16 protein-coding genes are annotated in these 24,519 nt (G+C 33.7%); 11 read left to right on the top strand and 5 right to left on the bottom strand.

Features of this window, described 5'->3' with window-relative positions:
- The first annotated feature begins 28 nt into the window (after positions 1 to 28).
- The gene (gene katG / locus C8C87_RS05365) at positions 29 to 2,284 is read left to right on the top strand and encodes a catalase/peroxidase HPI (protein WP_121341802.1); all 2,256 of its coding nucleotides are present in this window, start codon (positions 29 to 31) and stop codon (positions 2,282 to 2,284) included.
- A 445-nt stretch (positions 2,285 to 2,729) separates the two neighbouring features.
- On the opposite strand, the gene C8C87_RS05360 is transcribed toward katG, so the two are convergent.
- Positions 2,730 to 4,310: an NADP-dependent glyceraldehyde-3-phosphate dehydrogenase gene (locus C8C87_RS05360; RefSeq protein ID WP_121341801.1), complete on the bottom strand. Its 1,581-nt coding sequence runs from the start codon at positions 4,308 to 4,310 to the stop codon at positions 2,730 to 2,732.
- 66 nt (positions 4,311 to 4,376) lie between these two features.
- The gene (locus C8C87_RS05355; RefSeq protein WP_099715790.1) at positions 4,377 to 4,688 is read right to left on the bottom strand and encodes a rhodanese-like domain-containing protein; all 312 of its coding nucleotides are present in this window, start codon (positions 4,686 to 4,688) and stop codon (positions 4,377 to 4,379) included.
- 287 nt (positions 4,689 to 4,975) lie between these two features.
- Here C8C87_RS05355 and C8C87_RS05350 point away from each other — a divergent pair, with 287 nt between their 5' ends.
- From C8C87_RS05350 to C8C87_RS05320, 7 genes are all read left to right on the top strand, one after another.
- Positions 4,976 to 5,602 carry a Crp/Fnr family transcriptional regulator gene (locus C8C87_RS05350; RefSeq protein WP_121341799.1) on the top strand — a complete coding sequence of 209 codons (627 nt, stop codon included), beginning with the start codon at positions 4,976 to 4,978 and terminating at the stop codon, positions 5,600 to 5,602.
- A gap of 67 nt (positions 5,603 to 5,669) precedes the next feature.
- Positions 5,670 to 6,458, top strand: coding sequence for a sulfite exporter TauE/SafE family protein (locus C8C87_RS05345; RefSeq protein ID WP_121341797.1), 789 nt, complete (start codon positions 5,670 to 5,672; stop codon positions 6,456 to 6,458).
- A gap of 79 nt (positions 6,459 to 6,537) precedes the next feature.
- A complete protein-coding gene (locus tag C8C87_RS05340; protein WP_121341795.1) occupies positions 6,538 to 7,953 on the top strand; it encodes a rhodanese-like domain-containing protein in 1,416 nt (471 codons plus the stop codon).
- Positions 7,954 to 8,002: 49 nt separating this feature from the next.
- Positions 8,003 to 8,839 carry a methyltransferase domain-containing protein gene (locus C8C87_RS05335; protein WP_121341793.1) on the top strand — a complete coding sequence of 279 codons (837 nt, stop codon included), beginning with the start codon at positions 8,003 to 8,005 and terminating at the stop codon, positions 8,837 to 8,839.
- 25 nt (positions 8,840 to 8,864) lie between these two features.
- On the top strand, positions 8,865 to 9,071 hold the full coding sequence (locus C8C87_RS05330) for a hypothetical protein (protein WP_121341791.1): 207 nt from the start codon (positions 8,865 to 8,867) through the stop codon (positions 9,069 to 9,071).
- Positions 9,064 to 9,363: a thioredoxin gene (trxA, locus tag C8C87_RS05325; RefSeq protein WP_099715796.1), complete on the top strand. Its 300-nt coding sequence runs from the start codon at positions 9,064 to 9,066 to the stop codon at positions 9,361 to 9,363. The genes C8C87_RS05330 and trxA overlap by 8 nt, the downstream gene beginning before the upstream one ends.
- Positions 9,364 to 9,510: 147 nt before the next feature.
- Positions 9,511 to 10,242 carry a TIGR00730 family Rossman fold protein gene (locus C8C87_RS05320; protein ID WP_099715797.1) on the top strand — a complete coding sequence of 244 codons (732 nt, stop codon included), beginning with the start codon at positions 9,511 to 9,513 and terminating at the stop codon, positions 10,240 to 10,242.
- A 7-nt stretch (positions 10,243 to 10,249) separates the two neighbouring features.
- Here the strand turns inward: C8C87_RS05320 and C8C87_RS05315 are convergent, their stop codons facing one another.
- The 3 genes from C8C87_RS05315 to C8C87_RS05305 form a co-directional block, all read right to left on the bottom strand.
- Positions 10,250 to 12,394, bottom strand: coding sequence for a PAS domain-containing hybrid sensor histidine kinase/response regulator (locus C8C87_RS05315; RefSeq protein ID WP_121341789.1), 2,145 nt, complete (start codon positions 12,392 to 12,394; stop codon positions 10,250 to 10,252).
- A gap of 67 nt (positions 12,395 to 12,461) precedes the next feature.
- Complete coding sequence (locus C8C87_RS05310; RefSeq protein WP_121341787.1) at positions 12,462 to 15,779, bottom strand: chemotaxis protein CheB; 3,318 nt, start codon at positions 15,777 to 15,779, stop codon at positions 12,462 to 12,464.
- A 483-nt stretch (positions 15,780 to 16,262) separates the two neighbouring features.
- Positions 16,263 to 22,280, bottom strand: a complete 6,018-nt coding sequence (locus C8C87_RS05305) for a PAS domain S-box protein (RefSeq protein WP_158589732.1) — start codon at positions 22,278 to 22,280, stop codon at positions 16,263 to 16,265.
- A gap of 403 nt (positions 22,281 to 22,683) precedes the next feature.
- Between C8C87_RS05305 and C8C87_RS05300 the strand changes: the two genes are divergently transcribed.
- Genes C8C87_RS05300 through C8C87_RS05290 form a run of 3 tightly spaced genes read left to right on the top strand, consistent with a single transcriptional unit; the run spans position 22,684 to position 24,395 of the window.
- On the top strand, positions 22,684 to 23,139 hold the full coding sequence (locus C8C87_RS05300; protein WP_099715801.1) for a MarR family winged helix-turn-helix transcriptional regulator: 456 nt from the start codon (positions 22,684 to 22,686) through the stop codon (positions 23,137 to 23,139).
- A gap of 12 nt (positions 23,140 to 23,151) precedes the next feature.
- Entirely contained in the window at positions 23,152 to 23,784 is a 633-nt protein-coding gene (locus tag C8C87_RS05295; protein ID WP_121341784.1) for an NAD(P)H-dependent oxidoreductase, read from the top strand.
- Positions 23,785 to 23,825: 41 nt separating this feature from the next.
- Positions 23,826 to 24,395, top strand: a complete 570-nt coding sequence (locus tag C8C87_RS05290) for a YceI family protein (RefSeq protein WP_121341782.1) — start codon at positions 23,826 to 23,828, stop codon at positions 24,393 to 24,395.
- The last annotated feature ends 124 nt before the right edge of the window (positions 24,396 to 24,519 follow it).

Here is a 24,519-nt window from a genome sequence, read left to right as displayed (position 1 = left end):
TTTAAGTAAATAAAAAATCAATCATACTATGGAAAATAACACAAACCCGAGCTCAACATCCTACAACGTCAACGGAGAAAGTAAATGCCCGTTTTCTGGAGGAGTTGCTCCAAAACAAGGTTCCGGTTCAGGAACTAGTAACCGTGACTGGTGGCCAAATCAATTGAAATTGAACATTCTGCGCCAAAACTCCTCTCTATCCAATCCTATGGGAGAAGCTTTTAATTACGCTGAGGAATTTAAGTCTCTGGATTTAGAAGCTTTGAAAAAAGACATTATGGATGTCATTACCACCTCTCAGGATTGGTGGCCGGCAGATTACGGCAGCTATGGTCCGTTCTTCATTAGAATGGCTTGGCACAGTGCAGGAACGTATCGTATTGCAGATGGACGTGGTGGTGCGGGTTTTGGTACACAGCGTTTTGCGCCACTAAACAGTTGGCCTGATAATGCGAATCTGGACAAAGCTCGTTTGTTATTATGGCCAATCAAACAAAAATATGGCAAGAAAATTTCTTGGGCAGATTTAATGATTCTTACGGGTAACTGCGCACTTGAGTCGGCTGGTTTTGAGACCTTTGGTTTTGCTGGTGGACGTGCTGATGTTTGGGAACCACAAGAAGATATTTACTGGGGTTCTGAAAAAGAATGGTTAGCACTTAGTAATACTCCAAATAGCCGTTACTCAGGTGATCGTGATTTAGAAAATCCTTTAGCTGCTGTGCAAATGGGGCTTATTTATGTAAACCCTGAAGGTCCTGACGGTAATCCTGATCCGCTATTAGCAGCTCGTGATATTCGCGAAACATTTGCCCGTATGGCGATGAATGACGAAGAAACGGTAGCTCTTATTGCTGGTGGACATACATTAGGGAAAACCCATGGTGCTGCTGATCCAAATAAATACGTGGGACCAGAACCAGCTGGAGCGTCTATTGAAGAGCAAGGCTTAGGTTGGAAAAATACCTATGGTACTGGGAATGCAGGTGATACAATTACCAGCGGTCTGGAAGGTGCTTGGACCACAACCCCAATAAAATGGAGTAATAATTACTTTGAAAACCTGTTCGGGTTTGAATGGGAATTAACAAAAAGCCCGGCCGGAGCACATCAATGGAAACCGAAAGGTGATGCAGGAGCAGGTACAGTTCCAGATGCTCACGACCCTTCAAAAACCCATCAACCTTTTATGTTGACTACCGACTTATCATTACGAGTTGACCCAATATACGAGAAAATTTCAAGACACTTTTTTGAAAATCCAGCCGAATTTAACGACGCATTTGCAAGAGCTTGGTTCAAACTAACGCATAGAGATATGGGACCAAAAGCGCGCTATTTGGGACCAGAGGTTCCTGCTGAAGAATTAATTTGGCAAGACCCGGTTCCAGCTGTTACGCATCCATTAATTGATGACCAAGATATTGCTACGCTTAAAGCTAAGATTCTGGCTTCAGGATTGTCTGTGTCTGAATTGGTAACTACTGCTTGGGCATCAGCATCTACTTTCCGTGGCTCTGATAAACGTGGTGGTGCTAACGGTGCCCGCATTCGTTTAGAACCTCAAAAAGATTGGAAAGTAAACAATCCGTCTCAACTGGAAAAAGTGCTTAACAAACTTGAAAATATCAAAAATGAGTTCAACAGCACACAATCTGATGGAAAACAAGTTTCAATTGCTGACTTGATCGTTTTAGGTGGTAGCGCAGGAATTGAAAAAGCAGCTGCAAATGCAGGACATTATGTAACCGTGCCTTTTTCTCCAGGAAGAACAGATGCTTCACAAGAACAAACAGATGTAGAATCATTTGCAGTTCTGGAGCCTCAGGCAGATGGATTCCGTAATTATGTTAAGACAAAATATACGGTTTCAGCAGAGGAAATGCTGGTTGACAAAGCTCAATTATTGAACTTGACAACACCAGAAATGACAGTTCTTGTTGGTGGTATGCGTGTGCTAAATACTAACTTCGATCAATCACAAAACGGTGTTTTCACAAAACGTCCTGAGACTCTTACTAATGATTTCTTTGTGAATTTACTTGATTTAGGTACTACATGGAAAGCAGTTTCAGAATCTGATGATGCCTTTGTAGGAAGTGATCGTATGGCAGGCGGATTAAAGTGGATTGGAACTCGTGTGGATCTTATTTTTGGTTCTAACTCAGAGTTAAGAGCACTTGCCGAAGTGTATGGCTATCGCGATGCTCAAGAAAAGTTTGTAAAAGACTTTATCGCAGCTTGGACTAAAGTGATGAACTTAGACCGTTTCGACTTAGTTTAATATTAGAATTTATAATTTGTTTGAAAAGGTGGTCTGGAAACGGACCACCTTTTTTTATTTTGTAGTTTGATTTGCAGACTGATTATACCTAAATAAAACTTGTTGATTAATCTTAAAAAGATTCTATATTCTGTATTTTTCATAACATATATACCAGCCATAAAGTGGCACTAATCCCTCCTTTTTGGATGGCTTCGTGCCATTAAATGACTTCTGCTAATGTGATAGATAACTAACCATAAATTAATCTATACCGACAAATCTAAATGATTTCATTTTCAATGCTTTACGGGAAACCGTAAAACATTGAAAATTTATAATTATTTAAAAAGACTTAGACGTATTACATAATTTTTTGAGAATAAAAATCTTATAAGCAAACTCAATCCCATAAAAAAAGCCATCACGAAAAACGAGACGGCTTAAATTTTTAATTAAAAAGAGATTACAAAATATAATCGGTATTAATGAAATTAGATTCTTTACTGCTCAATAATTCCTGCAAAATAGCATTGTTATACTCATTGTCTTTAGACGCTACAAAGGTTCTAATCGAGAATGAACGCAAGGCATCGTGAATACTCAATGTTCCTACAGCAGAGTCTTTTCGTCCTGTAAAAGGGAAAACATCCGGTCCTCTTTGGCAAGAACTGTTCAAGTTTACTCTACACACTAAATTTACCAAAGCATCAATAAGCGGTGCAATCGTTTTGATGTCTTTTCCAAACAAACTTACTTGTTGCCCGTAATTTGATTCGGCCATATCGTTCAAAGGCTCTTGAATGTCTTTGAAAGAAATAATAGGCACAACTGGACCAAATTGTTCTTCGTGATACACGCGCATTTCTTTATTAATAGGAAACAAAACCGCTGGAAATATATAATTAGAAGAATGCTTCCCACCTTTTTCATTGATTATCGCAGCTCCTTTACTGGTCGCATCATCAATCAATTCCTGAATATAAGCCGGTTTTTCTTTTTCTGGTAAAGGCGTCAGAAACACGGATGCATCCCACGGATTTCCAAAAACCAGCGCATCCACTTTGGCAGCAAAACGTTTGTTGAACTCATCTGCAATAGACTCATGCACATACAACACTTTCAAAGCTGTACAACGCTGTCCATTGAACGATAAAGAGCCCGCAATACATTCTTGGATAGCCAAATCTAAATCGGCATCCGGAAGGATTATCGCAGGATTTTTAGCTTCTAAACCTAAAATCAAACGCAATCTGTTTTTATTCGGATGCTGGTCTTGTAATGCAATCGCTGATTTACTGTTTCCTATCAAAGCCAAAATATCTACTTTCCCGGATTTCATTATTGGCGAAGCCACTTCACGTCCGCGACCGTACACAATATTGATGGCTCCTTTTGGAAAACTGCTTCTGAAAGCTTCCAACAAAGGAGAAATTAATAAAACTCCATGTTTAGCAGGTTTAAAAATTACAGGATTTCCCATAATCAAGGCAGGAATCAGCAACGAAAAAGTCTCATTCAACGGGTAATTGTATGGTCCTAGACATAAAACAACACCAAGCGGTCCTCTGCGAACCATGGCATTTATTCCTTGTACTTTAGAAAAATGAGCGCTACGGCTGTTTAATTCTTTTAAACTGTCGATTGTATCGTAGATATATTCTACGGTTCTGTCAAATTCTTTTTCAGAATCACCCAATGATTTTCCAATTTCCCACATCAATAATTTAACAACTTCTTTACGGGTTGTTTTCATTTGAGTAACAAAATTTTCCATGCATTTGATACGATCCGCCACTTTCATGGTAGGCCATAATCCTTGACCGTTATTATACGCTGCACTAGCTGCATTAACTGCTTCCAGCGCTTCAGCTTCTCCCATAAACGGGATTGAACCTAAAATAGTTGGGCCGTATTCTTCGGTGGATGAAATTGTTGAAAAAACCGGAGTGGTCTGACCGGTCCATTTTTTTAATTCTCCGTCAACTAAATACGTATCTTGATTTAATAAAGTGCTAATTTGAAATTCTTCTGGTATTACATTCATACTAAAGTATTTTATGTTTTTAATTTAAATTTTAAATAAACAAAGAGGCACTGGCCTCTTTGCGTTTTATGGAGCAACTACTTCTCCATCCCATTCTATAATGCCTCCAACTAAGTTATATGCATTTTCAAAGCCCAACTCATTCATTATTTCACAGGCTTTTGCACTTCTCATTCCGGAGCGACAATACACATAATAGTTTTTTGTTTTGTCTAACGCTTCAATTTCAGAGATAAAACCTTGTCCCAAATGAATATCAATATTAATGGCATTGGCTATAATTCCTTCGTTAAATTCGGCTTCAGTTCTCACGTCTAAAATTACTGCGTTTTCGTCAGTTTCAAATTGAGAAACCCAATCTTCTTGTGTTAAATTCATAGTGATGTTTTTTGTAAAAATACAAAGATTTTAGCTAACAATAAACGCACGATTTGTTAATTGGATAATATTCATAAGAAAACGTTTTCGCAAAACATTAACTATCAAGAAACTATAAAATCAGCAAGTATTTTTACGAAAAATAGCCTATTAAATCCATAGGAAATGCGTAAACAATATAGCGCCAATGAAGGACTAGCCATTTTCTTTAACGCCAAAAATTACCATCCTTTTTTGAGTTTTTTAGATTACTTTTACAATACAAACGATAGAAAAAAAAACCAAAAATGCTTGATTCCGTAAAAAAAATTTTTCCTTCATTTTCTAATGAATTAGTGAAAGAAATAGAAGCCAATGCAACTATTCATTCCTATCAAACAGGTGATATAATTATACGAACTGGGCAGTATATCAAAAACACTGTTTTAGTAATCAGCGGGAAAATAAAGATTTACCGCGAAGATGAAAATGGCGGTGAATTTTTCATGTATTATTTGCAACCCGGACAAGCTTGTGCCATTTCTATGATTTGTGCCACCAAGAACGAAAAAAGCCAAATAATGGCTAAAGTTGTTGAGGATGTTGAATTAATCATGGTTCCGCTTCCATTAATGGATAAGTGGATGATGCAGCACCGCAGTTGGTATGAATTTGTGATTGGTTCTTATCGCAGTCGTTTTGAAGAAGTCTTGGAAGTGATTGACAGTATTGCATTCAGGGCAATGGACGAGCGTTTGGAATTTTATTTAAAACGCCATGCTGATGCTTGTGGCTGCAAGGAATTGAAACTGTCCCATCAGGAAATCGCATCTGAACTCAATACATCAAGAGAAGTAATTTCCCGTTTGTTGAAAAAAATGGAACAACGCGGTATTGTTTCCTTACACCGCAATAACATTGAACTTTTAAAATAAAATTAGCTCAATAAAGTCCATTTCTTGTAAACAAAATGGATAGAAATATTATTTCAAAAAATTTAAGATGGAATATTTAGGCTATTTTGCTTCAATTATTATTGGACTTTCATTAGGATTAATTGGAGGCGGAGGATCTATACTTACTATTCCTATTCTGGTTTATCTCTTTAAAATAGATCCTGAAACGGCTACCAGTTATTCTCTATTTATAGTGGGAATCACGGCTTTATTTGGATGCATCAGTCACTATAAAATGGGAAATCTTAAAATTAAATCGGCATTATATTTTGCCATTCCTTCCGTTTTTTCTATCCTGATCATTCGAGAAGTCATTTTCCCAAAAATAGCGGCAACAATTTTCTCCATTGCTTCCTACCAAGTATCAAAAAATTTCCTGATAATGATTGTTTTTTCAGTACTCATGATAGCAGCCGCTATAGCTATGATACGCAAAACAAAAACGGTGATAAATCCTCCAAAAACAAATTATACACAGTTGGGACTAATTGGATTTTTAATTGGAATTATAACCGGATTTTTAGGAGCCGGAGGCGGGTTTTTAATCATCCCAGCCTTATTATTTTTTGCTAATTTACCAATGAAACAAGCCGTTGGCACCTCATTATTGATTATCTTTATAAACTCAAGTATCGGTTTTGGAGGTGATTTATATATTGGTACTCCTATAGATTATTCGTTTTTACTGATGATTTCAAGTATGGCATTTATAGGAATGATTATTGGCATCAAGCTTTCAAAAAAAATAGATGGAACTAAACTAAAACCAATCTTTGGTTGGTTTGTATTAGTAATGGGAATTTATATTATTATCAAAGAATTTTTCTTCAATTAAAAAATGGAATGTAACAATTGTCACTGTTTATCCTAAAAAACAGAAGTACATTTGTACTGTAAAATTAAAAAACGCAATCATGCAAATAGAACAAATATATACAGGATGTTTAGCCCAAGGTGCTTACTATATAACCTCAAATGGCGAAGCGGCAATTATTGACCCGTTACGTGAAACCCAACCTTATCTGGACCGATTGGAGAGAGATGGCGTAAAATTAAAATACATTTTCGAAACCCATTTCCACGCTGATTTTGTTTCCGGTCATGTTGATTTGAGCAGAGAAACCGGTGCTCCTATTGTTTATGGTCCAAATGCAACTTGTGAATTTGAATGTATTTCTGCTAAAGACGGACAGGAATTCTCCATTGGAAACATCAAAATAAAAGTATTGCACACGCCTGGACATACGATGGAAAGCTCCACTTTTTTATTGATTGACGAAAACGGAAAAGACCATGCCATTTTCTCCGGAGACACTTTATTTATTGGAGATGTGGGAAGACCGGATTTAGCACAAAAAGCGGCACACATGACTCAAGAGCAATTAGCGGGTATTTTATTTCATTCCTTAAGAAATAAAGTAATGACTTTGGCAGATGATGTCATTGTGTATCCGGCTCACGGTGCAGGAAGTGCCTGTGGAAAAAATATGAGTAAGGAAACAGTATCAACCATTGGCGACCAAAAAGCTACAAATTATGCGTTGCGAGCCAATATGACTGAAGCCGAATTTATACAAGAAGTAACTGAGGGTTTATTACCTCCTCCAGCCTATTTTGGAATGAATGTGGCGATGAATAAAAAAGGATATGACAGTTTTGAAAACGTATTGCATTTAGGAATGCGCGCGTTATCTGTAGTTGAATTTGAAGTGGCTGCCGAAGAAACCGGAGCCTTAATTCTAGATACTCGAAAAAACGGTGAATTTGCCAAAGGATTTATTCCTCAATCGATAAACATTGGAATTGATGGCGATTTCGCTCCTTGGGTTGGTGCTTTAATTGCCGATGTAAAACAACCAATTTTAATTGTTTGTGAACTGGGTCAAGAGGAAGAAACCGTTACGCGCTTAAGTCGTGTAGGTTTTGATAAGTTGATTGGCCATCTTGATGGTGGTTTTAATGCTTGGGCAAAAGCCGGAAAAGAAGTTGATACCGTAAATAGAATAACAGCCGAACAATTTGCTGCAGCTGTGAAAATTGGCGAAAGCAACGTAATCGATATCCGTAAAGAAAGTGAATATTGTGCCGAGCATGTTGAAGAAGCCTACAGCAAGCCTTTAGCTGCAATAAATGAATGGATAAAAGATATAAATCCAAAAGAACATTTTTATTTGCATTGCGCAGGCGGATACCGCAGTATGATTGCGGCTTCGATACTGGAAGCTCGCGGATTTAGAAATTTTACAGAAATTGAAGGTGGCTTTAATGCTATTGCAAAAACGACTGTTCCAAAAACCGATTTTGTTTGCCAAAGTAAAGTTTTGAAATAAAAGCAATTTCAATAACAATAGTAAAAGCATTTTCAAAAAAAATGAAATTATGGAAGATATAAAATGTTGTGTAGTTTCCTGTGATAAACCGCTAGACGCATCTTATTGGGAATCGCAATACGAAGCCAAAACTACCGGTTGGGATTTAGGCAAAGTATCGCCGCCAATACAAGCATATGTAGATACGATTGCCCATAAAAATTGCAGTATTTTGATTCCCGGTTGTGGAAACAGTTATGAAGCCGAATATCTTTTGGAACAAGGTTTTACAAACCTAACCGTTATAGATATTGCACCAACACCTGTGGCAGTTTTAAGAGAAAAGTTCAAAAACAATCCTAATATTCAAATCATACTGGGTGATTTCTTTGAACATAAAGGGAACTATGATTGGATTCTTGAGCAAACTTTTTTCTGTGCTTTGCCTCCAATAATGCGTCAAAAATATGTGTGGAAAATGCATCAACTTTTGGCTGATGAAGGAATTTTGGCGGGATTATTGTTCAATAGAATGTTTGAATCCGGTCCTCCTTTTGGCGGAAGTAAAGAAGAATATGAACTGCTTTTTACAGCTGCTTTTGACTTTTTGAAAATGGATGTTTCTGAAAATTCAATTGCACCAAGAGCAAATTCTGAATTGTTTTTCGAATTAAAAAAGGACAATCAAGTTGTTGTGAATTTATATGAATTTTATGGAATTACGTGCAGCGACTGTATGGAAACCATCACAAAAAAATTGGCAGGAATTGACGGTGTATTAAATGTAAGCATCAGCAGTAACTTTGCTGAAGTATTAATTGTCAGTAAAAATGAAATTGCAATCGAAGTATTGCAAGACGTTATTTCTTATGATGAGAAGTATAAAATCAAAAAAATAAATCCGTAAAACTAAATTCTTTTTTTCAAAAAAAATGAAAGCATTAATATTTACAAATTGGCATCTTATGCGCTGGGTTCGTCTGGTGTTTGCCTTATTTTTATTCGCTCAAGCCTATATTTTAAAAGAGTGGATGTTCATTGGTTTTGGACTATTTTTCTTCATTCAGGTCATTTTTAATTTGGGTTGTGGTTCTAATGGTTGTACTATTCCTAACAATAAATACAATAAAGATGAATAATTTCGCTACGATTATCAATTCAGACAAACCGGTCTTAGTAGACTTTTTTGCCACATGGTGCGGACCTTGCAAAATGCTCAGTCCCATTTTGAGAGAAGTAAAAGACAGCTTAGGTGATAACGTTTCCATCATCAAAATTGATGTGGACAAAAACCAGCAAATTTCAAGTCAGTATCAGGTTCGAGGTGTTCCAACGATGATTTTGTTCCAAAACGGAAAACAATTATGGAGACAATCCGGTGTAGTATCCAAAGAGGAAATCATCAAAACTATTTTGGAAAAAAAGCAATAAATAACCCAAAGCATTTTCAGCTTAGCAGTTACTTTTGGAAGTAATTATTGAATTTTTGGTGCCAATTTTTTTTCAAAAAAAGTGTCATCTAAGTTTTGTTTTATACTTTCAGAATTTAATTGTTATTTTTCCTAACTTAGGCTCACTATGGAAAAACCGCGCCAATATAGACTTTCAAAATCTGAATCTTTATTTGTAAGAGGACCTTTGACACGATTAAAAAATCTTTTTTTTACTTTCAAAGTTCAATACAACTTCATTAGAGCTTTTCAAAAAATGCATTTTATTGGTCCTTGTGTTACGGTTTTTGGCTCTGCCAGATTTGGTCCGGAGACAGAACATTACAAAAGTGCTGAAAAAATTGGTGCTGAAATTGCCAAATTAGGATTTACGGTAATGACAGGTGGCGGTCCAGGAGTTATGGAAGCAGCAAATAAAGGAGCTTATGAAGCAGGAGGTTATTCTGTGGGGTCAAATATTGTGCTTCCTATTGAACAAAAGCCAAATCCTTATTTGCACAAATGGATTTACATTCCATACTTTTTTGTGAGGAAAGTTATTTTAATAAAATATTCCTATGCATTCGTTGTTATGCCAGGAGGAATAGGCACGCTCGATGAATTATTTGAAGCACTGACACTGATTCAAAATAAAATAATTAATAATTTCCCTATAGTAATTTTTGATACTGAATATCACAAAGAGTTGTACCATCACATTCAAGTTATGTCACAAAATGAGAGCATCAGTCCTGAGGATATGAGCCTTTTATTTGTAACGGACTCCGTAGAGGAATTGATTGAACATCTTAAAAAACATGCTATAAAAAAATTTGGTTTAAAAAAACAGGAGTACAAACCTCAACGGTGGTTTGGATAAAAAGACTTTAATTTTTTAACCATTTAAAAAGCACCTTTTCTAGGTTGGATCGAATAATGGGTTTCGAAATATAATCATCCATTCCTGATTCTAAACACTTTTCCTTTTCACCCAGCATTATTCCTGCAGTTAAGGCAATTATGGGAATATTATTGTATTTCTTTAGCTGTTTAATTTCGGCAGTAGTTTCATAACCATTTTTATGTGGCATTTGAATGTCCATTAAAATTAAATCCAGTTTCTCTTTTTTATACAATTTAATGGCTTTTTTACCATCAGAAGCTTCTAATACTGTACTTCCCGGAAGTATTGATTTAAGTAATGTTTTTACCAAAAGCATGTTGATTTTATTATCCTCGACTACTAATATTTTCTTGTTTGATAAATTTTTGATTGAAGGAATTTCTTCACCAACCTCAACACTATCATCAAAATCATTTGAATCATTTTTATGATTTGATTTTTCTAATTGAACCGTGAAGAAAAACTCACTTCCTTCGCCAAAATGACTATTCAGTTCTAACTTACTGTTCATTAAAGCTAAAAGCTGGTTTGTAATAGCCAATCCTAAACCAGTTCCTCCAAATTTTCGCGTAATTGTATTATCTTCCTGTATGAAGGATTGGAATATTTTTTCATGATTTTCATCTTTTATTCCAATACCAGTGTCCTTAACCAAAAATTTCAAATGACATTGATTTTCATTTTCTGAAAAAACTGCAGTAACATTTAACGCAACAGAACCTTCTTTTGTAAATTTCATAGCATTGCCAATTAAATTCACTAGAATCTGTTTCAATCGAACAGAATCAACTAAAACATAATTGGGCACCGTTGCATCAATATTTACTATTAAATCTATGTTGTTTATTTCTGCTTGGTATTTGAAAATATCGATTACATGATGAATCAGGTCAAAAAGATTAACCTGTTCAACATTCAATTCTAATTTACCGGATTCAATTTTTGAAAAATCTAAAATATTATTGATAATCTCAATTAATATTATAGCTGATTCATGAACCGTATTCATATATTCGGTCTGATTTTTATCCAGATTTGTTTTCATCAGCAAATCCGTAAAACCAATGATTCCGTTCAATGGAGTCCTAATTTCGTGACTCATATTAGTCAAAAAACTGGATTTTGCCTTATTCGCCGCTTCGGCTTGATCTCTGGCTTTAATCAATTCAATTTCTAATTTTTTTAGCTCCGTAATTTCAATAAAACTGATCACAACTTCAGCTATTTCCCCTAGATTATTAAACACAGGAAAACCATTTATCAAAAGCCATTGAATGGAATCCTTCTCGTTTTTTTTAATTCCAATTATAAAATTCTTTATAAGTTTTTTAGTATTCAGAATTTCGTTTACCGGATAATTCTCCTGAGTCAAAGGCTTGTTATCTACTTTTATGAATTCCCACTCAGGATTAAAAATCTGTTTCCCATTCATCTGATCTATGTCTAACCCTATCAATTCAGAAGCTTTAGGATTAGAAAAAATTATCGAATTGTCTTTATCATGCAAGATAATCCCAACATCAAGATTGTTTAATAATTCTCTGTACCGTTTTTCGCTTTCTCTCAGAGCGCATTCTGTCAATTTAAGTTGTGTAATATCCACCGCAGTAATTAGAGCTTCATTTCTATTTTCAAAAAGCACTGCTGTGAGGTAAACATTTATAGTAAAATTGTTTTCTAAAAACAGTTTTACTTCACAACATTCTTTTCTATTACTATGGAAAACATTACTTAAGAATTCATTGAAGATTGGCTTTGTATCATCTGAAATGAAAAACCCAAATTGACTGTTTATTAATTTTGATCTGTCTTTTTGTAATAATTGGGAACCGGTAAGATTGAGTTGTGCTATTTTTCCTGAATTTGTTAGTGTAAAATAACCTGAAGGAGCAAAATCATACAATTCAGTATATTTTTGCATAGCCATTTCGGCTTCTTCTTTCGCAAGAATCAGTTCTTCTTTTTGCATCTCCAATTCTATCTGATGAACTTCTAATTCATGGATCAGTTTTAATGTTTCCACTTCTGAAAGTTTAGAATCAGTTATTGAATGTTTTTGTTGATGCAATTCCTCTGCTTTCTGTCTCAGGATTATTTGAGCTTCTGATTTATTTCTAATATTTTCCATGAGTACTACTTTTTAAAAATACTTTTATTCTTGTTTACAATTGGAAATTATATGCTCATTACATTTTTTATACTGGAACTTCATGTATAAAAATTTGAATATTTTTTTGATTACCAATAAAATACATCGTACTAACCAGTTCAATATTGATATTTTTCTTAGTTGCCGTTTCAATTTTCATGTAACGAGAACTAAACATTTTTTTCTGACTTAATTCTATAAATTTTTCTTTGCTTAGGATATTATCTTTAAAAAAATTAACTGACCAGATTTCTTTTCCAATAAAATCTTCTTTGGAAAAGCCTGTTAAATCTGCTAAAAAAGGATTGATTGCATTTATTTTCCCGGTTTCGGCATCAACAAATAAAACACCATCATTAACCGATTCAAATAGATGTTCGTATCTGGTTTCAGTATTGACCAATGCATCTTGGACAAAAACACGATCCGAAATATCCCGAATAATACATTGAATCACTTTTTTATTATTGACCAGATACACATTGCTTACAAACTCAACATTTATTTTTTTTCCCTTAGCTGTCTCCAGCGGTAAATTTTCATAACGGACAAACTCTTTTTTTTGCAATTCTGAAAACTTATCTTTATTGGCTACAAAATCTTTCAAAGAACCTATTTCCCAGATAGATTTTTCAATTAATTGTTCATGCGAATACTCTAAAATATCTTCCAAAAACGGATTTACATCCATTATCTTTCCTGTTTCAAAATCAAGAATCAGAATTCCATCTTTGGCTGATTCAAATAAACGACGGTATTGATTTTCCATCTTAAGAGATTCTTCGGCAAGTTTTGCAGTTGTAATGTCAGTAAAAGTAATTACGATTCCATCAATACGATCGTCCAGCGTACGATACGGCATTATCCTTACATAATAATACCTTCCACCATCTTTTGTTACGACTTCTTTTTGGACAGAAGTCAATGTTTTAATTACTTCAAGAGAATTGCTTACCATATCAGGAAAGTTCAAATCACAGACTAAATCTGTAAAAGGTCTTCCAGTATCTGTTGGTCTTAATTTAAATATTTTGGTTACCGGATCCGTAAATCTTCGGATATTCAATTCCTTATCCAAGAAAAGAGTGGCAATTTCAGTACTGTTGAGCAGGTTTTTCATATCATTATTGGCCTGTTCAAAATCGATTAATTTACTTTGAAGTTCTGTATTAACCGTTTGCAACTCTTCATTTAAACTTTGTAATTCTTCCTTAGAAGTGGTTAGTTCTTCATTTGTAGATTGCAGTTCTTCATTAGTGGATTGTAATTCTTCATTAGTGGATTTCAATTCCTCCTGCGAGGTTTGCATCTCTTCTCGAATGCTGTTCAAATCCTCATTACATCGCATCAATTCAGCTTCGAGTTCTTTCTGTTTTCCGGAAACATGTTGCTTTTTTTGTTTTGGAGAACCTATTTCTGATTCTGAATTTACAAGTACATCATTAAAAACCAATAGAATCATTCCTTTAATAGCCTCTGGACTTTCAATTTGTTGAACCGTTAGATTTACAAAGTGAAATTTTCCATCTTCCACTATTTTGATATTATCAATTTTTACAGGACTAAAACTTTCTAAAGCTTTTCGAAAAGCTCCCGGTAATTCATTTATTAAACCTTCACGCGCCATGGCATGCACATTCCAGTTGGCTTTACCGGCAACAGGCTCCAAGTATTTCCCTGTTCTTCCGGTAATGTAAATAATATCTCCTTTACTATTAACTAATACGCTTGCTGGTGAAAAACGTTGAAGCAAAATTTGGTCTGTAAGAGTTTGTATGTTTTCAACAACCTTAGTTTCTTTCATAGTATCAGTAGTTAATCTTTTTGTTTGTGGAAAGGAGCTTGGAAAGTTAGTAAATTCGGGCGCTACAGATTTTGAGGTACGTTTAAAAATTTTTAATTTAGAATCAATTACTTCAAATCCATTTATACTGCTATTTATCGTTTCTGCTGTTCCAAGTACCATTATACCACCTGGATTAAGACTATAATTAAATAGCGTTATTAATTTATTTTGCAATTGCGGTTCCATGTATATCAACATGTTACGGCAAGTTAACATATCTAGTTTTGTAAAAGGAGGATCTTTAATAATATCATGCGGTGCAAACACAATCAGTTCTCTGATGGATGTATTCACGCGATATCCTGATTTTTCAACACTAAAAAAAGTACTGATTCGTTCCGGAGAAATCTCTTTTGTTATGCTGGACGGAAAAATACCTTTTCTCGCTTTTTCTATGGCAACTAAATCTAAGTCAGTCGCAAAAATCTGGAGTTTAATATTTTTTTGTTTTCTGATTTTTTCTAGAGCTTCCTCAAAAACAATCGCCAGAGAATACGCTTCCTCACCAGTGGAACAAGCCGAAACCCAAACCCGAATGGTATATCCGTTTGGTAATTCTTTCAGTAGATTTGGAATAATATCTTCTTTAAGCTTGTCCCAAACTGCGGTATCGCGAAAAAAACTTGTTACACCAATTAATAATTCTCTAAAAAGTAATTCTACCTCTTTTGGATTTTCTTGCAAAAAACGAACGTAGGATTGTATTTTATCAATTTGATGTACTCCTTTCCTCCTTTCGATGCGGCGCATCAAAGTGTTTTTTTTATACATGGAAAAATCATGTCCTGATTGTTCCCGCAGTAGAATTATAATCTTATCAATGCTACTTTTACTTTTAATAAGTATTTCTGAATCGGAATTGATTTTAGGAAAGTATTTGAGTAAAGCAATTAGTTTTGCAGGTAATTCTTCAACTGGAGCAATAACATCTGCTATAACGGCATCAATTGCATTGCTTGGCATACTATTGAATTTTGCCGAGACTGGATCTTGAACAAGCACAATCCCATTTTTTTCTTTGATAGCTTTAAGTCCTAAGCTTCCGTCAGATCCCATTCCGGAAAGAATGATTCCTATACTTTTCTCCATACGGTCCAATGCCAATGACCTGAAAAAAACATCTACTGGCAATCGCAACCCACGAGATTCTATAGGATCAAACAAATGTAGTTTCCCATTTAATATTGATAAACTTTTATTAGGAGGAATTACATATACAGTGTTTTGTTTTACTTTGAGTGAATCCGTTGCCTGCAAAACTTTCATTAGCGTCATCCTTTGCAACAACTGAGGCATAATTCCAACATGTGTAGGATCAAGATGTTGAATAACCACAAAAGCCAAACCAGTGTTGTTTGGCATATTTTTAAAAAACAATTCTAATGCCTCAAGTCCGCCTGCTGATGCTCCAATACCAACTATTGGAAAATCACTGTTATCGGCAATAGACAAGCTTGAATTTAGTTTCAAATCAAGAATTTCGCCTTCCCCTTGGCTGATTTGATTATTTTTTATCATCTCGAAATTAGAATTTCTCTATCTTATTATTAGTTGAGTCGGATTTTTGTTTCAATAACTATACTTTTAACTTTGATTACTATTGAACGGCAGGTTTACTATTTTTTTTAAAATTTCACCTTTTACAAAAGTAAAAATGATTAGAAAACTTGTTACAAATAACTAAGAAATCATTTTAATTTAACAATTGTTTATTCTTTTTTAAAATAAATTAAATTTTAATACCTATCGCAATTACACATTTCAATGTGTTTTGAGACTATATTATTGTTAATTAAAATATTTAACTAAAATAACCGGTAAAAGACGTTAAATATAGTAAAAAAATATTTTTTTAACAAATAAACACAAAACTAAATAGCTAAACATTCCATAAAAAAGAGGAAAACCGCATTACATTATAGCGTTCTAAAAAAATTAAATTTCATAAAAAAAAGGTGAACTTTAATGAACACCTTTTTTTATAAAATTTAAAAAATAGAATTAATTCTTAGTCAGCCATTTGTATAATACTTTTTCTAAATCCAATTGAATAATAGGCTTAGGCAAGTAATCATTCATTCCGGCTTCAAAACATTTTTCTTTATCCCCAACCATTATTCCGGCAGTGATTGCAATTATGGGAATACTTCCAGAATTTTTTAATTGTCTAATTTCGTCTGTAGCTTCATATCCATTTTTATTTGGCATTTGAATATCCATCAAAATCACATCTGGTTGTTCTTTTTTATAAAGTTCAACAGCTTCATTACCATCCTTTGCTTCAAAAATTGTACAATTAGAGATAATTCTTTTGACCAATGTTTTGGCTAAAAGCATATTAATCTTGTTGTCCTCAACTATTAAAACTTTATTGTCACTCAAAGTATTTAGATGTGTAGCAAGTTCAGCTTGAATCGTTCTTGCAAATAATGTATCTGCATTTTTTTTATGGTTTGCCTTTTTGAATTTAATAACAAAGAAGAAATCACTTCCATCACCATACTTACTGATTAATTGCAACTTACTGTCCATCAATGCCAATAACTGATTTGAAATAGCCAATCCTAATCCGGTACCGCCAAATTTTCTATTGGTTGAATTATCCTCCTGGACGAACGAATTGAATATTTTCTCGTTATTGTCTGTTTTTATTCCTACTCCGGTATCTTTTACAGAGAACTTTATGGTTGACCATTTTTTATCTGAAAAATCTACCTCATTAATATCCAATCTTATCTCTCCAAAACTGGTGAATTTTATGGCATTACTTAACAGATTTACCAATATTTGTTTCAACCGCACAGAATCAGCATGAATATATTGCGGAACTTTGCTATCTATATCAAGTATTAAATCTATTTTCTTTTGATTTGCTTGAAATTTAAATAAATCGATGACCTGATTTGTCAATTTAAAAAGATTGACTTCTTCAATATCCAACTCTAATTTCCCGGATTCAATTTTAGAAAAATCCAGAACATCATTAACAATTTCCATCAATGATGTCGCTGATTCATTGACCGTAGTCATATACTCCGCCTGATTTTTTTTCAGATCTGACTTCATTAATAAATGGGTAAAACCAATTATACCGTTTAATGGAGTTCGTATCTCATGGCTCATATTGGCAAGGAAATCTGTTTTAGCTTTATTAGCTCCTTCAGCCTGTTCTTTGGCACTTATCAGTTCCATTTCCATCAATTTTTGCTCTGTGATATCAATAAAACTAATTACAATTTCATTAATAGTACCACTAGCATCAATATCAGGAAATCCATTAATTAAAAGCCATACAATGTCTTTATTTACAGGTCGATTGACACCAACTTTCAAATTTTTGATAGCGCTCTTGTTAGCTACAATTTGGTTTACAGGATAATTTTCAAACTGCATTACGGAGCCGTCTTCATTCAAAAAATTCCAAGCCGAATCAAAGGCCGTAATACCCTTCATTTGATCATCCGTTAAACCCAATAATTCTGAAGCCTTTTGATTGCTCACAATTATTGAAGTATCTAATGAATGGACAACAATACCTGCATCTAGATTATTTAACAAACCACGGTATCTTTCCTCACTTTTAAAAAGAGCATAATCAGATTGTTTCGCATTGGTAATATCCCTGGAAAGACAAATAAAATGTATATCATGATCCATACTTTCCTGCATAGGTGCCACAGAAAGTTCAAACCAGTGCAAACCGGTTTCTAGTTGTAATGAATACTGTCTTCCTGTTGAAAATCCTTTTTCTGAAGCTTCCCGTACAGCTGACAGACACAAATTTGCGGCATCTGAAGGTAATATTTCGGTAAAGTTTTTTCCTAAAAATTGATTGGCTGGCATTGCCAATAAATCATCTCGACGAGAATGGTAGTTAAAAATTTCACCTTTCAAGTCTACTTCAAACAACAAATCCGGAATGGCGCCAAGTATAGCTTCCAGTTTTTTATGCATTTTCTTAAACTCGTCGTCTATTTTCTTACGTTCGCTGACATCTCTTACAATGGCAACTATTCGCCCGTCACCAATCATTTTAGCCGTAATTTCTACAGAAATAAATGATCGATTCTTGTGAAGCATCTTGCGTTCAATCAAGGTTTGTTCACCATTTAGCAATTCTTTATACATTATTGGCCTAGTAGCAAGCTCCTCTTCGGTATATAAGTCTATCAAGTTTTTTGTACACAATTCCTCTTTGGTATATCCCAGCATAACGCAGGCACTTTCATTTACCTCGAGTAAATTTCCGGAAATATCATTAATAAAAATAGCATCGGAGGCTTGTTCTATTAAGCTTTTATATTTTTCCTCACTGTTTATTAATTGCTCTTTTACATTGATTAATTCAGTAATATCCAACATTGAGCCTATGTATCGGACTGCTTTACCAGATTCATCCCTAATAATACTGGCACGATCATAAAAATTACCATAACTTCCATCGCCTTTCATAAAACGAAATTCATCTGACCATGTATTTGAAGTTCCTGCGTAAGCATCTTCCAGTTTATTAATAACCCTTTCTTTATCGTCTGGATGAAGTCTGGATCTCCATATTACGGTATTATTTACACTACTTGGTTCACTATTTCCAAAATTAAAAAGATCTATGAAAACTTTATTATTCCAACTTTGACCTGTCAACAAATCAACTTCTGATATGGCATCATTTGTAGCAACTGAAATTCGCTCAAATCGTTCATTAGCAATCCTGATTTTTTCTTCTGCTTTTTTAATCTCTGAAAGATCCAATCCCATTCCCAGCAAACATTTTTTTCCTTTGTACTCAATTGCATGAGAATTAATATAATATGGAATTTTATTTTTGCTCTTTGTAAATAATTCGACTTCTATTCCCGGTGATTTTTTTTCAAATACAGTCTTTATCCTTGTTCTTATTTTTTCTTTAAAATCGTCGTCATAAAAATCAACTGGTTGCATTTGAGCAATTTCTTCTGTAGCATAGCCACTAACTATCTCGAAATTTCTGTTCCATTTTACAAAACTTCCTGATTCTTCATAAAGATAAAAAACACCTGGGAGGTTATTGATAATCGTTTCCGATAGTTGTTTTTCTTTCAAAATTGCATCTTCGGCAATCTTACGTTCCGTGATATCAGTTATTGTACCAATATATCCCACAATCTCATTTCTAACATTTCTTTCCGGAATGGCTTGCCCCATAACCCAGGCTATTGAACCGTCAGGACGAACAAAACGATACTCTGACAACGAGGTTTCCTGATTATTTGAGGCATCTTCCCATCCTGCAAACAATGTTTTTTTATCTTCTTCATGAACCGCATTAAACCAACCGTTGCCTAAAGCTTCCTCAAAAGACAATCCTGAAATTTGGCTCCAAGATGGATTAACATAAGTCGTATAACCTGTTACATCCGTACGAAATATTCCTACGGGAGATACTTCTGTCAGTGTATGATATCTTTGCTCACTTTCAAATATGTCTTCTTCGGTTTTTTTGCGCAAAGCTTCTTTTTCAAAAATCTCTAATGCAAAAGCTACATCTCCAGTTGCTTCTTCCAATAAAGCAATTTCCTCTTCATCAAAAAAGTTTATTTCATCCGCATAAAAAGAAAAAGCGCCAATTACCTTTCCGAATTTTTTTATTGGAACCGCCATTGAAGATAAATATCCGCGTAATAATGCTTCTTTTTTCCAAGGTTGCATCATGGAATCGTTTTCAATATCATTACAAATAACAGATTTACCTTCTCTCATGGCACGACCAGTTGGGCCTCTTCCTTCCGGTTTATCGTCTATTGAAATCGTTTTAACTTTAGAGAAATAACCGCTATCATCTCCAGCAATCATTGCAGGAAGTACATTATGAGTGTTTTCGTCTATTAGTCCTATCCATGCCAATCTAAACTTTCCTAAATCAACCGCAATGGTACATGCCTCTCTAAACAAGGTTTCTTGATCAGTCGTGCGAACAATCATTTGGTTTATCTGACTGATAAATAAATAAAGTCGATTGGCTTTAAGGATTTTCTGTTTTGCCAAAATTCTTTCGGTAACATCGGTAATAATTCCATGACAAATTACCGTTCCTTCCGGCTCTACCACCGGTAAAGAATTTACTTCATGCCAAACCATTCCTTTTGTTGGATGGAAATAACGGTATTCTCCTTTAAGAGGAATTAATTTTGTTTTAGTTGTAATGATACTTTTCATGACAAAATCTACATCTTCGGGATGAATGAGATTAAAAATTTTGTCGGCATCATTCTCAATCTCTTCAAAAGCAAAACCATAAATTTCCTCAATAGCATTGCTGGCATAAGGATAGCATAAGCTGCCATCTTTGTTTTGACGCATGGAATAGATTAATCCAGGTGAAGTTTCGGCAATTTTGGAAAACTTATCTCTTTCGGCTTTAAGTAGTTCTTGTGCCTTTTTTGTCTCCGTAACGTCTCGCATGTTTGTTACAATACCAGCTATTTCAGGATCATGCAACAAATTATTAACAAAACCTTCCATCCAGATATAATGCCCTTTTTTATGCTTCACTTGAAGTGAAATAGGAATAGGAACACCCGGATTTGAAATCGCATCCTGCATAAACTTCTGAACATTTGTAAGATGGTCCGGATGAACAAAATCGATTGCTGATATTATTTGAAACTCATCATGAGACCAACCTGTAATTCTCTTTGCTGATTCACTTCGAAAAAGAACATTTAGCTTTTCATCCACTAATGAAACAATATCTTGATTGTTTTCTAATAAGGCTTTAAAGCGTCTTTCGCTTTGCGCAATCTTCTCTTCTGAATTTTTATTTTCAGTTATATTTTTAACAAATCCAAGAAATCTGTTTTCAGAAAGTTTTACCGCATCAACATAACACCATATCGCTTCTCCGCTTTTATGACGAATCCTTATTTCTCCTTTAATAATTCCTGTCGTTTGGAGCACTTGGAATTTATTAATTGTTTGTTCAACTTGCTCATTTAAAGATAAATCTCCAAATTTCATTTTTAAAAGTTCCTCTTCTGAATAACCGGTGAGCTGAATTGCCGCTTCATTAACTTCTATATAGTTTCTTTGTCCATCTATCACAAAAACCCCATCAGGAGCATTTTCTATATAATTCTTAAATTTAGCATTACTTTCTTCTTCAATTAATTGCAACTTATAATCTATTACTGCGGCTTCTTGATCTTTTATAGATTCCTCAATTTGTTTTTTTAGAGTGATATCTTGCGTATTTCCTCTTAATGCAAAAACATTCCCATTATTGTCAATCAATGGAATTACAATAGCATATATCCATTTTTTTCTATTATTTGATAAAATGACACTTTGCTCCACTTCAAATTGCTTTTTATCAGCAATGGATTCATCAATTTTATTTAGAAAAAATGCCACATCTTCTTTAGAAAAAAGATTTAAAAATTCTTGAAACAAATTTTGGTCAGGCTTCATTTCAATTTCATAAATTGAATACAATTCCTTAGACCAAATCATTTTTTTAGTTATTAAATTAAATTCCCAACTCCCCATCTTGGCAATTTTTTGGGCTTCATTTAATAATTTTTCATTCGAGATTAAATGTTCTTGATTTTTTTTGATTTCCGAAATATCTCTACCTATTCCATAAACAAATTCTTGTGTAGGAGATACCGTAATTGTCCATTGTATGGTTACAACATCGGTGTTTTTGTTTACGTATCGGTTTTCAAAATTAACCGATGATTGGGATTGAGATAACAATACGACTTCCTGACTTGTTTTCTCAATATCATCCGGGTGAATAAATGTCAAGATAGGATTCGTCAGTAACTCTTCCTCCGAGTACCCTAATATTTTTATAAAAGCGGGATTAATCTCTTTAAAGAAACCGTCGAAACCAGCAATACAAACCAAATCTTGAGATCCTTTTTGGTAGAACTCAAAATTAGTGACGGATTGTTCTTTTTTTAATAAACGATTTATTTCTGATTTTTGGGATTCAATTTTACTGAGCAAATCGTCATAGGAAGGCTTGTCTTTATTCATACTCATTAATTTCAAATAAGTGTTAAATATAACAAAATTTAATTATAAATAAAAAGGCTTTTATATTAAAAAATTGCTCAAAGACATTCAATACTATAGTTTTAACATTAATTATACTTGCCATTTTTATTTTTCATAACTATTAAAAAACATCTCATTATTCTAAAAATCATTGCTGAAAAATTAAAATGAATGATACTTATAAAAAAGATTAAACCCGAATGCATTTCGGCTTAATTTTTGGTGACTTTTTATTCCAAATCAAGAAACTGATTTTTATTTTTAGACCAAAAACAGTTCTTAAACATCTCGTAAAATTTATTTAACAAAAAAATAACTAACATTTGTATATACAAATAAAAAATGTGTTACATTTGTACCAACAAATTACATATATACAAATATGAAAATTGAGGAAATAATAAAATCAACTGTACCCATGGATAATTCGAAAAAAATTATTCTGAACGTTCTGTATACGCAAAACGTGATAACAGATAATTTTAATGAATTATTAAAGCCTTATGACCTATCCGGAGAACAATATAATGTTTTGCGCATATTAAGAGGCCAAAAAGGAAACCCGGCAAACATGTGCGTAATTCAAGAACGAATGTTGGCCAAGACGAGTAACACGACTCGATTAGTAGATAAATTACTGCTGAAAGATTTTGTAACCCGAAAAGTCTGCCCAGAAAACAGACGAAAAATAGAAGTCCTGATTACACAAAAAGGACTGGATGTTTTAAAAGAATTAGATCCAAAAGTAATTGCACATGAAGAGTTTTTTTCAAAAAACTTAAATGCTGAAGAAATAGATCAATTAAATCAATTATTAGAAAAATATAGAAATCAATAAATAAAACACATTATGAGTACTTTCCTAGAAAATCAAAATTGGAGATATGCAACAAAGAAATTTGATGCAACAAAAAAAATAACTACAGAAGATTTAAATACTTTAAAAGAAGCCATTCGTTTGAGTTCTTCATCTTATGGGTTACAACCGTATAAAGTTATTATCGTTGAAAATCCAGAATTAAGAGCAAATCTTCAACCAGCGGCATGGGGACAATCTCAAATTGTAGATGCATCACACTTGATCATTTTTGCAAATGAAACTAAACTTGATGAGGTAGCTATAGATGAATATATTAAAAACATAAGCCTTACCAGAAATACTCCAATTGAAGCTTTAGCAGGTTATGGTGACTTTATGAAGTCTAAAATCATTTCTCTTACAGAGGAAGAAAAAAATATTTGGACAGCAAAACAAACTTATTTAGCTTTGGGAAATCTATTGAACATAGCAGCAGAACTTAAGATTGATGCTACTCCAATGGAAGGTTTTGTTCCTGCTCAGGTTAATGAAATACTAGGGCTTGACAAATTAGGATTGAACGCAACTCTAATCGCAACTCTAGGGTACAGACATGATGAAGACGCTACACAACACTATAAAAAAGTCAGAAAATCAAACGAAGACTTATTCATTACATTATAAATAACTAATTCAAATATTAATCTAAATTCAAATTCAAACACATGAAAAATTTCAAAACAATCGCATTGGCATTAGTAGTAGTTTTATCTACTTTATCAGCAACAGCACAAACTAAAAAAGTTGATGCTACAAAAAGTTCAATTAACTGGACTGGGAAAAAAGTAACTGGACAACATGAAGGTACAATCAATCTTAAAGATGGTGCATTAGTTTTCAAAGGAAAAAAATTAGTTGGTGGTACATTCAATGTAGACATGAATTCAATTGTAGTTACTGACTTAAAAGCAGGTCAAGGTAAAGAAAAACTAGAAGGTCACTTGAAAGCTGATGACTTTTTTGGAACTGATAAATTTGCAACAGCAACTTTAGTTTTCAAAAAATTAGTTACTAAAGCTCCTAATGCATACACTGTAACTGGAGATTTAACAATTAAAGGGATAACTAAACCAGTTACTTTTGATTTAACTACAACTGCTAATACAGCTACAACTAATGTGAAAATTGACAGAACAAAATACGATATTAAATATGGTTCTGGAAGTTTCTTTGATAGCTTAGGAGACAAAGCAATCAATGATGATTTCAATTTAGCTGTAGACTTGAAATTCTAATTTCATCTCAGAAAAAATATCTTAAAACCCTAACAAGCAATTGTTGGGGTTTTGTCTTTTATAGACCGGAGTCATTAGTTTATTTAACAAAAAAATAAAAAAATCATTATTTTTTTTATTTAAT

Origin of the sequence: Flavobacterium sp. 120, from assembly GCF_003633605.1 — a bacterium.
Classification (GTDB): Bacteria; Bacteroidota; Bacteroidia; order Flavobacteriales; family Flavobacteriaceae; genus Flavobacterium; species Flavobacterium algoritolerans.
This window is presented reverse-complemented; position numbering and strand designations above follow the sequence as displayed.